13 protein-coding genes are annotated in these 12,735 nt (G+C 65.0%); 7 read left to right on the top strand and 6 right to left on the bottom strand.

Annotated features, from left to right (window positions below; translation table 11 throughout):
* The first annotated feature begins 216 nt into the window (after positions 1-216).
* Both EDF27_RS07160 and EDF27_RS07155 read left to right on the top strand, forming a co-directional pair.
* Complete coding sequence (locus EDF27_RS07160; RefSeq protein WP_123702179.1) at positions 217-1,602, top strand: MFS transporter; 1,386 nt, start codon at positions 217-219, stop codon at positions 1,600-1,602.
* 142 nt (positions 1,603-1,744) lie between these two features.
* Positions 1,745-2,041, top strand: coding sequence for a LacI family DNA-binding transcriptional regulator (locus EDF27_RS07155; protein ID WP_311316779.1), 297 nt, complete (start codon positions 1,745-1,747; stop codon positions 2,039-2,041).
* 73 nt (positions 2,042-2,114) lie between these two features.
* On the opposite strand, the gene EDF27_RS07150 is transcribed toward EDF27_RS07155, so the two are convergent.
* Positions 2,115-2,720, bottom strand: coding sequence for a TetR/AcrR family transcriptional regulator (locus tag EDF27_RS07150; RefSeq protein ID WP_123702181.1), 606 nt, complete (start codon positions 2,718-2,720; stop codon positions 2,115-2,117).
* A 202-nt stretch (positions 2,721-2,922) separates the two neighbouring features.
* On the opposite strand from EDF27_RS07150, the gene EDF27_RS07145 reads away from it, so the two are divergent.
* Both EDF27_RS07145 and EDF27_RS07140 read left to right on the top strand, forming a co-directional pair.
* On the top strand, positions 2,923-3,324 hold the full coding sequence (locus EDF27_RS07145; RefSeq protein ID WP_243698246.1) for a hypothetical protein: 402 nt from the start codon (positions 2,923-2,925) through the stop codon (positions 3,322-3,324).
* 27 nt (positions 3,325-3,351) lie between these two features.
* Positions 3,352-4,062, top strand: a complete 711-nt coding sequence (locus EDF27_RS07140; RefSeq protein WP_123340205.1) for an SDR family oxidoreductase — start codon at positions 3,352-3,354, stop codon at positions 4,060-4,062.
* Between the two features lie 37 nt (positions 4,063-4,099).
* Here EDF27_RS07140 and EDF27_RS07135 read toward each other — a convergent pair whose 3' ends face one another.
* The 3 genes from EDF27_RS07135 to EDF27_RS07125 are packed head-to-tail and all read right to left on the bottom strand — an operon-like array spanning position 4,100 to position 6,861.
* Positions 4,100-4,957, bottom strand: a complete 858-nt coding sequence (locus tag EDF27_RS07135) for an alpha/beta hydrolase (protein WP_123293779.1) — start codon at positions 4,955-4,957, stop codon at positions 4,100-4,102.
* A 60-nt stretch (positions 4,958-5,017) separates the two neighbouring features.
* A complete protein-coding gene (locus EDF27_RS07130; protein ID WP_123293858.1) occupies positions 5,018-6,013 on the bottom strand; it encodes an NADP-dependent oxidoreductase in 996 nt (331 codons plus the stop codon).
* Positions 6,014-6,060: 47 nt separating this feature from the next.
* Positions 6,061-6,861: an alpha/beta hydrolase gene (locus EDF27_RS07125; RefSeq protein ID WP_165931390.1), complete on the bottom strand. Its 801-nt coding sequence runs from the start codon at positions 6,859-6,861 to the stop codon at positions 6,061-6,063.
* Positions 6,862-6,994: 133 nt separating this feature from the next.
* Here EDF27_RS07125 and EDF27_RS07120 point away from each other — a divergent pair, with 133 nt between their 5' ends.
* Both EDF27_RS07120 and lpdA read left to right on the top strand, forming a co-directional pair.
* Positions 6,995-7,615, top strand: coding sequence for a TetR/AcrR family transcriptional regulator (locus EDF27_RS07120; protein WP_165931389.1), 621 nt, complete (start codon positions 6,995-6,997; stop codon positions 7,613-7,615).
* Between the two features lie 23 nt (positions 7,616-7,638).
* On the top strand, positions 7,639-9,039 hold the full coding sequence (gene lpdA / locus EDF27_RS07115; RefSeq protein WP_132048439.1) for a dihydrolipoyl dehydrogenase: 1,401 nt from the start codon (positions 7,639-7,641) through the stop codon (positions 9,037-9,039).
* 111 nt (positions 9,040-9,150) lie between these two features.
* On the opposite strand, the gene EDF27_RS07110 is transcribed toward lpdA, so the two are convergent.
* Together EDF27_RS07110 and EDF27_RS07105 are read right to left on the bottom strand one after the other, a co-directional pair.
* On the bottom strand, positions 9,151-10,512 hold the full coding sequence (locus EDF27_RS07110; protein ID WP_123293783.1) for an MFS transporter: 1,362 nt from the start codon (positions 10,510-10,512) through the stop codon (positions 9,151-9,153).
* A 26-nt stretch (positions 10,513-10,538) separates the two neighbouring features.
* Entirely contained in the window at positions 10,539-11,534 is a 996-nt protein-coding gene (locus tag EDF27_RS07105; protein WP_123702189.1) for an alcohol dehydrogenase catalytic domain-containing protein, read from the bottom strand.
* Positions 11,535-11,717: 183 nt separating this feature from the next.
* Between EDF27_RS07105 and glpX the strand changes: the two genes are divergently transcribed.
* Entirely contained in the window at positions 11,718-12,722 is a 1,005-nt protein-coding gene (gene glpX / locus EDF27_RS07100; protein ID WP_132047932.1) for a class II fructose-bisphosphatase, read from the top strand.
* Positions 12,723-12,735: the final 13 nt, after the last annotated feature.

Genomic DNA, 12,735 nt, shown 5'->3' with positions numbered 1-12,735 from the left:
GGTCACTAGGAGCGGAACGAAGACGTCATACCAAGCGACGTCTTCTCACCTTCGGCAAGCGTGGCCGCCACCTCAGCAGCGGGTGCACGGCCGCTGGTACCGCGCGTTACGCCAGATCAGCACCACCTCTTGCTTTTAGACCCTGCACTGGCGATACTTCGGTAACGCGCGTTACTTGACCGCCTGCGTCACTCATCACAACAACGGAGTTCTGATATGTCCTCACCCGACGGCACCGCGCCGCACTCCTCAGCAAAGCCAAACGAGGTCCCACTCGGAATTCCGAGCGGACTCGAAATCGCTGCGGAGGGAGTTGGTGACGCGGTCCGCCACGGCGCCGACCCCCTGAAGAAGATCAGCGCGCGCTACATCATTGGCCTGGTCGTGGCAACACTCGCGCTGTACGTCGCGTGGGTGACCCCGATCGGCTACTCCCTCTCCATTCGGGTACAGCAGATCGACCCGGTCGGCAAAAACGGCGCGATCGCACTCGCCATCGCGATCCCGGGCATCATCGTCCTCTTCACCACCCCGCTCGCCGGGCTCCTCAGCGATCGCACTCGATCCCGCTTCGGCCGCCGGCGCCCCTGGATCATCGGCGGGGTAATCGTGGGCTTGCTCGGATCGCTCATCGTCGGGTTCGCACCGTCCATCCCGCTCCTCATCGTCGGATGGTCCATCGCCTACGTCGGATACTCGACTGCCGGCGCAATGCTCCTGACGCACCAGAGCGACCTCATCCCCGAGGAACAGCGAGGGAAGGTCTCTGGCCTCACCGGTTCAGTTACGCAGATCGGCCCGATCGTCGGAATCCTGTTCGCTGGTGCGTTCGTGAAGATCCCCGTGATCATGTTCGCGGCTCCGGCGGCGTTCGCGCTCATCTTCGTTTTGATCTTCGCGGGCCTGATGAAGGACAAGCGATCGGTGAGCGAGCGCAAGCCCGTCGACATCAAGTCCATCGCGCGAGGGTTCTACTTCAACCCACGGAAGTTCCCCAACGTCGGCTGGGTATGGATCAGCCGAGCTCTGGTCTTCCTCGCACTATCCTTCTCCACGACTTACGGCGTCTACCTCCTCGGGCAGCGTCTCGACATCACGCTCGCGGAGGCCGCCCCGATCCTTGCAACGTCGGGTCTCATCGGCATCGTCACGGCGATCGTCGGCGCCATCGCCAGCGGGTACCTCTCGGACCGATTCCACAGCCGAAAGCCATTCTTGATCGCAAGTGCGTTCATTCTGGCCGCCGGAATGGTCGTGGTCGCCTTCACTCAGAGCGAGGGACAGTTCCTCGTAGGCAGCGCGCTCAGCACGCTCGCCGTCGGTGTCTACGGCGCAGTCGATCAAGCGATTCAGCAGGACGTTCTGCCACGCGAGGAGAACGAAAACGGCCGGTTCATGAGCATTATCCAACTGGCGAACCAGGTGCCGCAGGCCGTCGGGCCGCTCGTCGCGGGAGGGATCATCGCACTCGCGACCGGCGATTACACCGCGGTGTACATCGTCGGTGGAATCGTCGGGATTCTTGGCGCGCTGGCCATCATCCCCATCTCGGTCGGTCGTCGAAGCACTGACTCCACCACGAGCATCCGAGCGCCAAAATAGTCGCCTGGACACCATCAAGCGAAGCCCTGACCTTTCAGCTCTCGAAATACAGCGAGCGGTGGTCCATGGATCCGTTGCTTGCTGGCCCAACAGCGGAGAGAACTCAGCTTCGCGCTTCTCGGAGAGGACAAGCCGATCATGGATGTTGAGCCCGGAGATGAGTAGCCGACGACCGCGCTGGCTGTCCGAGCAGGATCAGCCGCCAAAAGCTCCGACCATCTATGACGTCGCCGCCCTGGCATCGGTCTCCCACCAAACCGTATCGCGAGTGATCAACAAAACTGGGCACGTGCGACCGGTCACCCGGCATCGAGTTCTGGCGGCGATGTCATACCTCGGCTACGTCAAGAACGAGGCAGCAGCGGATCTCGCACGGAAACCTCACAGTGGCACCAGCCATGCCGACGCGACGAGCAGTCATTCCACTGTGGGCAACTAATCTTGACCACCGCCCGCACCAGAAGATTGTGATCGTGGTCGACTAACGTCAGTTCGGCGACATTGGAGGGTCGCTATCTTCGCGGGCGTATCGCGGCCCGAAGCTGCTGCTCAGTTGCGGCCACTATCTCGGACACCGTTTGCGTCTTCGGCGAAGTAGCCATCGTCAGAAACAGAACCGCCGACACCACGCGGGCAAGATTCATTGCTTCCGCCTCGGGGGTGACAGCAAACCGCTTGAGCTGGCTGCTGACCGCAATCTCCGTGTCACCGACGATTGCGAGCGCCGCGGCGTGGTTCTCTTCCGTGTGATCCCCAAATGCCATTTCGCGAAGGTACGTCCGTCCATTATCGAACTGGGCACGGTTGCACTCGATAATGGGTGCGGTGATTGCCATCACCGCATCGAGCGCGGTGTCTGATTCCGCGGCGAGTCGCGTGCCGCGCTCGAGCGCAGCCTTGTAGTGGTGGTTCTGCACCATCAGCAACAGTTCGCCTTTCGTCTTCGCGTAAAGGAAGAGCGTGCCGGTGCCGATGTCCGCCGCATCAGCGATCTGCTGCGTCGTCACCTCATCGACGCCGCGCTCGGCAAACAGAGCCGACGCGGCCGCGGTGATGCGAGCGAGCTTGTCCTGCTTGTTGCGTTCGCGCCGGCCGGCTCCTGTCGATGGCACAGTCACGAGCGATCCTCCGGGAGTAAAAGACGACTACGCTCAGTGCTGAGCAGAGTCAGTAAGTGGCATGGGAAGAGATCCTACCGCCCTACTTTCCCACAGGCACCGAGGAGACCCCTCCCCGTCGTCGTCGACCCCTCGAGATGAGTCCGCTTATGCCCGCACCCTCCGCCCCTGACACCTCTTCACTCTCGGCCGCATCGAGCTGGTGCACTGGCTCGCTCGCACCCTGATGACGAGAAGCCGCGCAAATACCGATGGGACCCCGGGTGCCCTAGCCGCCGAGTACTACAGCCAGCGCGCCTCGCTCGAGCTGCTCATCACCGAGGGAACACAACCCTCTACAGATGGGCAGGGGTATCTCGACACCCCCGGTATCTTCACGCCGGAGCGCATCGCAGGGTGGCGCCGCGTGACCGAACGGGTGCACTGCGGTGCCGGGCACCTGTTCACCCAGCTGATGCACGTCGAATGCACGTCGCACCTGGAAAACACCCCGCATCACCGTCAGCCGATCATCCCGTCCGCAATCGAAGCGGGTGACCCCGGAACGATCTACTCCGGCGGCGCCCACGGCTACACCGACTACCCCGCGCTCACCCGCAGCTGACCCTGCGCACTATTGAAAGCAGCCTCCATGACCTCACTCAACGGCGCCGTCGTCCTCGTGACGGGCGCGAACGGTGGCATCGGCACCCACTTCGTCGCCGAAGCCCTGGCCCGGGGTGCGGCGAAGGTGTACGCCACCGCGCGCACCCCGCGCGCCTGGGATGATGAGCGCATCGTCGCACTGCAACTCGATGTCACCGACCCGACCTCCATTCAGGCTGCGGCTGATTCCGCCACCGACGTCACGGTCCTGGTCAACAACGCCGGTGCCAGCCCCTCGACGGCCAGCTTGATCGACATTGCCGAGTCCGAACTGCGGACCACAATGGAGATCAACTTCTTCGCCCCGGTCCTGCTCGCCCGCGCATTCACCCCAGCGCTGCTGAAGGCAGCGCACCCGATCCTGATCGACGTGCACTCCATCGGCAGCTGGCTTGGATATGGCGGCGCGTACAGTGCCGCGAAAGCCGCTCTCTGGGCCGCCACGAACGCCTTGCGCCTCGAACTCGCACCACGAGGCGTGCACGTCATCGGGGTGCACATGAGCTATGTCGACACCGCCATGGCGGCGCAGGCGCAGGGGCAGAAGCTGCAACCCGGCGATCTCGTCCGGCAGGTGTTCGACGCGTTGCAGGCTGGAGCTGTCGAGGTGATCGGTGACGAGCAGACCGCGAAGGTGAAGGCAGCTCTTGCAGGCCCCATCGAAGCGCTCTACCCAGAGCTGCCGCCCTTCGCCTGAGACGGAAGGGTGGCACTGCCGCCCTTCCGAGGTGGGCTCAGTCAGTGAGGAACTTCACCGCGACAGGGGCGAACTCCTCCCAGTACTGGAAGATGCCGCCGTGACCGGAGTTGGGGTAGATGATCAGCTCACTGTTTGCGATCCGGTTCCGCAGATCAGTCGACAGCACCGATGGCACCATGCGGTCGTGGTCACCGTTGGCGATGAGGGTCGGCTGCATGATCACGGACAGATCCGACGGCTGTGAGCGCCCGAACCGCTGGATCGCCTTCAACTGGGTGCCGAACGCCTTGTTGTTGATCTTCTTGTCGCGGTCAACCGTGCGCTCCTTGAGCCGTTCCACGAACGCCTTGCCGGCCTTCTTGCCGGGGACGTCTCGGTTGAAGAACAGGAACTCCTTCGGATCGGACCGGGTGAGGGCGGCGCGAAGGATGTCGTAGTAGGTGGCCCCGACGACCTTGTCCATGTCCTTGCCGCCGCGCGGGCCGGTCCCGGTGAGAACGAGTTTGCGGACCAGGGATGGATGCTTGACAGTCAGATCCTGCGCGATCATGCCTCCCATGGAGAAGGAGAAGACGTCGATCTTGTCGTAGCCGAGGGCGGTGATGAACGCATAGGCGTCGTCCGCTGCCTGTTCGAGGGTGGCTGGGACGGCGCCACTGGAGGCGCCGACTCCGAGCTGATCGAAGGTGATCACGTGGCGCTGCTTGGCGATCGGGTCGACGAGCCGTGGGTCCCAGTTGTCCAGGGTCGCAGCAAGGTGGGTGAAGAACACCACCGGAATGCCGCCCTCGGGTCCAAGCTCCCGGTAGGCGAACGTGTCGCCGCCGGTGGTGATGGTCTTCGCGGGCGCGTTCGCGTACGAGGTGATCACGGGTTCGGTCGGAGTGCTCATGACGACGGGGCTTTCTTCGTTGGGATCAAGAGAGAGTGCGGTCTCGATGTCGGATGCTGGCTAAGAGAGTGTGACGACGGCCTTGCCGCGGATACTCGTCTTCCCGAGCGACGACAGTGCAGCCGGAATCTGTTCGAACGGGAATGTCGCGCCGACGACAGGGCGGATGATCCCGCGCTCGAAGAGGTCGGTCATCTTCTGCAGCTGCGCACCGTCGGCTCGCATGAACAGGAACTCGTACGTCACGCCGAGCTTCACTGCCTGGGCGCGCACCTTGCGGCTCAGCCCAGCGACGACGAGCTTCACGACCGGATTCAGGTGGGCTTCCTTCGCGAACGCAGGATCGGGCGCACCGTTGATACTGACGGCCTTCCCACCGGGCTTGAGAACGCGAAGCGACTTGGCGAGATTTTCGCCGCCGAGACTGTCGAGGACGAAGTCGTAGCCGGAGAGTTCCTGTTCGAAGTCGTGGCTGCGGTAGTCGATGACCACATCGGCGCCGAGTTGGCGGACGAAATCGGCGTTGGCTGCAGAGGCCGTCGTGGCGACGTGGGCACCGAGGTGCTTCGCGAGCTGGATGGCAATTGTGCCCACACCGCCAGAACCGGCGTGGATGAGGACTTTCTGCCCGGGCTGGACGTTGCCGCGCTCCACGAGTGCCTGCCATGCGGTCAGCGCGACGAGCGGCAACGATCCGGCCTCGATCGTGGTGATCGTCGTCGGCGTGAGTGCGAGGTCGGCTTCGTCGATGGCGATACGTTCGGCGAACGCGCCGATGCGGTGGTCCCTCGGGCGTGAGTACACCTGATCGCCCGGCTTGAAATGGCTGACCTTGCCTCCTACCCGGATCACAGTCCCTGCGACGTCGTGGCCGAGAGTGGTCGGTAGCTTGTAGGGCAGGATCGGCTTGAACTCGCCCTCCCGGATCTTCTCGTCGAGCTGATTGAGCCCTGCGGCTTCGACCGTGACGAGGACGTCGCGTTCGCCGACGGTGGGCTCGGGGATGTCTCGGAGTTCAAGGGGCTGCTTGTACTTGGTCAGGACGAACGCCTGCATGATGTCTTCCATCTCTGTCGGTAGGGGCGATGAATACGAACGGGCGGTCAGCGGGTAAGGAACTGACGGATGGCGTCGGTGACGGCCGTGGAGTGTTGAAACACCACACCGTGTCCAGAGTCCGGAAAGGTGGCCAAGGAGCTGTCCGGCAGGAGTGCGAGCAAGGCGTGTGCGTTGACGACGGGGACCATCCGGTCTTCTTCGCCGTGGATCAGCAGTGTTGGGGAGGACCACAACGGCGCCGACGGCGCCGCCGCGTCCCCCCAACGGTTCACGGCGCGAAGTTGCGCCCGGAATACCGCTGGCGTGACGGAACTGTCCCTGTTCCTGTTCCGCTCGGTCAGCCGCCGGAGATACGCGGAAGCAGCGGCGCGGCCAGCGGCACTGCGGGTGAAGAACAGCAGCTGCTTCGGGTCCCGGCGCGTCAACGCGGCCCGTACGGTGCCACGGATCGCGACCCCGGTCATCGCCTTCAGCCCCGGGCCGTGCTGCGGTCCCGTGCCAGCAAGGACCACCCGCTCGACCAGCTCGGGTGCTTGGCCGAGCAGGGCCTGAGCGACCATGCCGCCCATCGACAACCCAAACAGATCGATCCGTTCGTACTCGAGTGCCCCGAGCACAGCGATCACATCGGCAGCCATAGCGTCGAAGGTGTCCGCTACCACTCCGGCGGATGCGCCGACGCCGCGGTAGTCGATGGCGATGAGACGACGGTCCAGCGCCAGAGCATCCACGACGGCAGGATCCCAGCTGTCCAGATTCGCACCGAGATGCGTCAGGAGTACGAGCGGGACTTCCGAGTGCGCTCCGTACTCACGAACCGCGAACTGTGTCCCGGCTGCTGCCATGGTTCTCGTCGGTACATCGCGCCAGGGCCCCTTACTGAGCCTCATGGATGAGTCCTCTCGACCTTTCGAAACGTCGGAAACCCCGAGTAGACTCAAGTTTGAGTCAACTCAGTTATCTTGTCAAGGAGATGTTGTGGCACTACAAGAGAAATCAGTAGGGCGGCGCGAACGGGCCAAGACCGACAAGCGCGACCGCATCATGCGGGCGGCGCGTGAGATGTTCGCGGAGCGTGGCGTGAGCGGTGTGACGACGCAGCAGGTCGCGGATCGCGCCGACGTAGCGATCGGCACCTTGTACCTCTACGCGGCGACGAAGGCGGAACTGTTGATCATGGTGCAGAACGACAAGTTTGCAGACGCCGTAGAGCAGGGCCTCGCTGCGCCCGAGCCTGTGGGGCAGACGTGTCGTGTGATGGCGGTGCTGATGCCCGTTGTGCAGTGCGTCCGCGAGCAGGTTGAGAACGGCCGTACGTACCTCCACGAGCTTGCCTTCGGAGATCCCGACGAGCCCCACCGGCGCACCGGCCTGATGCTCTCCGGCCGTTTGGAGGCGGGCGTCGCGCGCCGTCTCGAAGGCAGTGGTGTACCCGCTGAGGACGCGGAAGTGCTTGCTCGCGTCGTCACCGCGATCGTGCACGTCAGCACCACCGCCACGGTGTTCGCGCAGCGTTCCCTCGACGAGGTCCTTGCCGACATCCGCAGTCAGGTCGACGCCTGCCTGCCTTGTACCACCGCAGCGAAAACCGCCGCGTAAGCGAACCCGGAAGGAAGGGCACCATGAGCACTCACTACGACCTCGTCATCCTCGGAGCTGGACCAGGGGGCTACGTGGCCGCGATCCGCGCCGCGCAACTCGGTATGCAGGTCGGCGTCATCGAGAGCCGTTACTGGGGAGGGGTGTGCCTGAACGTGGGCTGCATCCCCTCGAAGGCGCTGCTGCGCAACGCCGAGCTGGCGCACACCGTCACACGCCAAGCAGACGTCTTCGGCATCTCCGGCACCGTCCAGTTCGACTACGGCGTCGCGTTCGATCGCAGCCGGCGCGTAGCCAACGGCCGCGTGAAGGGCGTGCACTACCTGATGAAGAAGAACGGCATCGCCGAGATCGACGGATACGGTGTGTTCCGCGATGCCCAGACCATCGACGTCCAACTCACCGGCGGCGGCGCGGAAACGGTGACGTTCGACGATGCGATCATCGCCACGGGATCCACCGTCCGCAGCCTCCCAGGCGTCGAACTGAGCAGCAACGTCGTCACCTACGAAACCCAGATCCTCGAGCGCGAGCTGCCCGCTTCTTTGATCGTCATCGGCGCCGGTGCCATCGGCATGGAGTTCGCGTACGTGCTCCGCAACTACGGCGTCGACGTCACGATCATCGAGTTCCTGGACCGGGCCCTCCCCAACGAGGACCCGGAGGTGTCGAAGGAGATCACCCGGCAGTACAAGAAGCTCGGCATCGACATCCTGACCTCCTCCCGCGTCGACACCGTCACCGATTCCGGCAGGAGCGTCGACGTCTCCTACGTCGACGCGGCCGGGGCGACTGACGTGATCACAGCAGACCGCGTGCTGATGTCCGTCGGCTTCGCCCCGAACGTTCTCGGATTCGGCCTCGAGGCCACCGGCGTACAGCTCACCACACGCGGCGCGATCGCGATCGACGACTTCATGCGAACGAACGTCCCTCACATCTACGCGATCGGCGATGTGACCGCAAAACTGCAACTCGCCCATGTCGCGGAGGCGCAAGGCATCGTCGCAGCAGAGACGATCGCTGGCGCGGAGACCCTGCCGCTCGGCGATTACCGGATGATGCCGCGCGCCACCTTCACGCAGCCGCAGGTCGCATCCTTCGGCCTCACTGAACAGCAAGCTCGCGACGACGGCCACGAGATCATCGTCGCAAAGCTCCCCTTCACCGCGAACGGGAAAGCGCAGGGCCTCGGCGAGCCGAGCGGGTTCGTGAAACTCATCGCCGACGCCGCCCACGGCGAACTCCTCGGCGCACACATGATCGGTGCCGACGTCGCAGAGTTGCTGCCCGAACTCACGCTCGCGCAGAAGTGGGACCTCACGGCCGCGGAGCTTGCCCGCAACGTGCACACCCACCCGACACTCGGAGAAGCGCTCCAAGAAGCGTTCCACGGACTGACCGGCCACATGATCAACCTCTGAGCCGGTTGCGTGGCCTGTCGCATCGCGCGCGGTCGCACATGAAACGAGGGTGGACGCGATCGCGTCCACCCTCGTAGCTCCCGGCCGCCGAACGGTGCGGCCGAGAAGTCGTTACTTCAGCTGCTCCGGCGTTCCCGGAGCCGGCGTGCCAGCGACCATCTCAGGGTCTTCGGCGAGGTCCTGCAGCGTGCCGCCGGTGGCAACGACCTTCGCGGACTCCTCAGGGACGCGCAGCCAACGAACGGAGATGCCAGCGAGGACGTAGAGCGCGGCGAAGATGATCGTCACACCGCCAGCTCCGAGCGGTGCGAGGAAGATCGCAACGATCAGCGGTCCGACGAACGTCGCAGCGCCGGCACCCAGGTTGAGCACTGCAATGGAGTTGCCCTTCTGCCCCGGTGCCATGAGGGACATGAGCACGGAGATCGGTGTGAAGCCGGCCAACGTCACACCGAAGAACGCAGCGCACAGCACGGACACCCAGTACTCGTCGGTGGCCTGTGGGATGAAGTAGAACGCGAGGACCGCGACCGCCGACCCGATGCAGCCGAACCACCGCAGCGTGCGGTGCCACCCAAGCCGGTCGGAGAGCACTCCGAAGAACAGGTTCGCAAAGATGTTCGCCGCCCCGAGGACGAAGACCAGCTGCAGCCAGCCGGCGGTTCCGAAGCCGAGGTCCTTCGCGAAGATCGTCGGGAAGAAGACGAACAGACCGAACTGCGGCGCGGTGTTCACGATCCGCACGAGGCAGCCGAGGCCGACACGCGGGCTGGTGAAGGCGATGGCGACGGAGTTCACGATGCTGCGTCCCGTGGTGACCTCTGGTCGGGCGAGTCGGTTCCCTCCCTTGGCGCCCCGCAGTCCGACGAGCGAGACGACGGCCCCGAGCGCCACCAGGACCAACGAGATCCAGAGGGTCAGGTACTCGCCGATGAGCGGCTCGGTACCGCTCGCGAGCAGGGATCCGAGCGTGGGAAGGCCGCCGGTGAAGGCGAAGTAGAACCAGCCCACTGCCGATCCGAGCCGGTGTGCGGGACTGCCCGCGAGGACCCAGACGAGGAATCCGTAGGCGAAGAACGGGTAGCCGATACCGCGGAGGCCGTAGATGACCAGCATCAGCCAGTAGTTCTGGGTGGGGAGTGCCACGGCGAGGAAGAGCACCTCGAGTGCGGCCCAGGTGACGGCGCCGATGATCATCACGCGTCGGGGGCCCCAGACGTCGGACAAGGCTCCGGACAACCAAGAGCCGATGGTGACGACGGCGCCGTACACGGAGATGATGATGGCGGCGTTCGTCTCGGTGCCCGCGCCGTTGTTCGCGAGGAACGGCGCGATGTAGCCCGATTCGACGCCGTCGCCGATCATGAAGAGGAGCAGGCCGACGAAGCCCCAGACGAGCGGGCGGGGAAGTCCGAGTCGGTCGATGAAGCCGGTCGAGGCCGGGCCGCTGGTACGGATGTGCGTGGTGGACATGGCGGGTTTCTTCCGTGAGGGCAGCGTCACTGCTGCGGGAGGAGGTGCACCTTGCGGGCAGATTCGGACTTCGCTGCCTCGAGCGCGGCGGCGTAGTCGTCGAGCCCGAAGGTGTGGGTGACGGTGCGGGGGGCGAGGTCGTCGAGGGTGACGATCTCGGTGACCGCGTCGGGGTAGGAGGTAGCGAGGGACTGCGAGCCAACGATGGAGAGTTCGCGGTCGAACAGGTCGTACGGGCGGAGATCGATGGTGGCGGTGGGGCTGACCACGCCCATCTGCAGGAGCGTTCCGCGCTTCGCCAGTCGGGTCAGAGCGTCGGAGACCGCCGCCGGGTGTCCGGAGGCTTCGATCACGAGGTCGATGTCCTGCACGCCGGAGTTCGTACCAGGCGCCCCAGCGGAGTCCGCACCGAAATCGATCGCGGCGTCGCGACGGACGGGGCTCGGTTCGATGATCTCGATGCTCTTCGCGCCACGCGCCTTCGCAACCGCGAGAGCGAGCAGTCCGATGGAGCCGGCTCCGTAGATGAGGACCCGCTGGCCTTCGATCGGCTTGATGCGCCCGAACGCGTGCAGCACGCATGCGAGTGGTTCAATGAGGGCGCCAGTTGCCCAATCGACCCCTTCGGGCAGCTTGAAGACGACCTTTTCGGGCACGGCGACGAACTCAGCGCACGCGCCGTTGACGGTCACGCCGATCGGGTACAAGTTCTCGCACAGGTTCGTCGCGCCGGCGAGGCACTCTTCGCAGTGGCCACAGTTCACGTTCGGGTCGACCGACACGCGGTCGCCGATGGCGAACTTCGTGACCTCAGCACCAGTGGCTGTGACGGTACCGGCGAACTCGTGCCCGGGGACGACGGGGAACGTGCCGGTGGGGTAGTCGCCGGAGGCAAGGTGGATGTCGGTACCGCAGATGCCGACCGCCTCGGGGGCGATGACGACATCGTTCGGGCCGGGCGTCGGCGCGGGGATGTCCGCGATTTCTATCGAGCCTGTGCCGTCGAGCACTACTGCGCGCATCTTCGTTGATCCTCTCGGGAGTCGCGTCGCGGATGCGTTGCACCCGCCGTTTCAGGGCGTTCTCCCGGAGACTGCTACGTCGTTGGGCGAGCCGCTGACACACAGTACGACGAGATTGCTGCTTGTGTCTATACGCGTTGGACTGTCTAGACAAAATTCGTTGCAGGTCACATGATGGGAGCCATGCCTTCACTCGCTGACGAGCCCTCTACGGAAACCGGCTCCCTGTTCCTCCAGCCCGACCGCAACCTGGCTCTCGAGCTCGTGCGTGCGACGGAGGCCGCGGCGATCCGGGCGCAGCCGTGGGTCGGGCGTGGTGAGAAGAACCTCGCCGACGGCGCCGCGGTCGACGCGATGCGCAAGTTCCTCGGCACGGTGAACTTCGACGGCGTCGTCGTCATCGGTGAGGGCGAGAAGGACAACGCCCCGATGCTCTACAACGGCGAGCACGTCGGCAACGGCCACGGCCCGGCCTGCGACATCGCGGTCGACCCGATCGACGGCACCTCGCTCACCGCCGCCGGCCGGCAGAACGCCATCTCCGTCATGGCCGTCTCCGACCGCGGCTCGATGTACGACCCCTCCGCCGTGTTCTACATGGACAAGATCGCCGCCGGGCCCGATGGCCGCGGTGTCCTCGACCTCGAGAAGCCGATCGGGGAGAACATCCGCGCGCTGGCGAAGGCCAAGGGCAAGGACCTCGAGGACATGGTCGTGGCCGTGCTCGACCGTCCCCGTCACGACGAGTTGATCCGCGCGATCCGCGCGACCGGTGCCGGCACGCGTCTGCTGCTCGACGGTGACGTCGCCGGTGGCATCGCCGCCGCGCTGCCCGGCTCGCCGATCGACATGTGCGTCGGGGTCGGCGGCACCCCCGAGGGCATCATTACGGCGTGCGCGATCAAGGCGCTCGGCGGCGTGATCCTCGGCAAGCTGCAGCCGAAGGACGACGAGGAGCGCGAGCGCGCCATCGCCGCCGGCCACGACCTGGACAAGGTCCTCGACCAGGACGACCTGGTCACGGGCGACAACACGTTCTTCGTCGCCACCGGCGTCACCGACGGCGTCCTGGTCGACGGTGTCCGTCGCTCGCGCGGCGTCATCCACACCGACTCGCTCGTGCTGCGGTCGCGGTCGAACACCATCCGCCGGATCCAGGCGGACCACCGCGCCGAGAAGTGGTTCTAGCTCTCAATACTGG

Source organism: Curtobacterium sp. PhB136 (assembly GCF_004346855.1).
Taxonomy (GTDB): domain Bacteria; phylum Actinomycetota; class Actinomycetes; order Actinomycetales; family Microbacteriaceae; genus Curtobacterium.
Note: the sequence above shows the minus strand (reverse complement) of the source record. Positions and strands in the feature narration are given on the sequence as shown.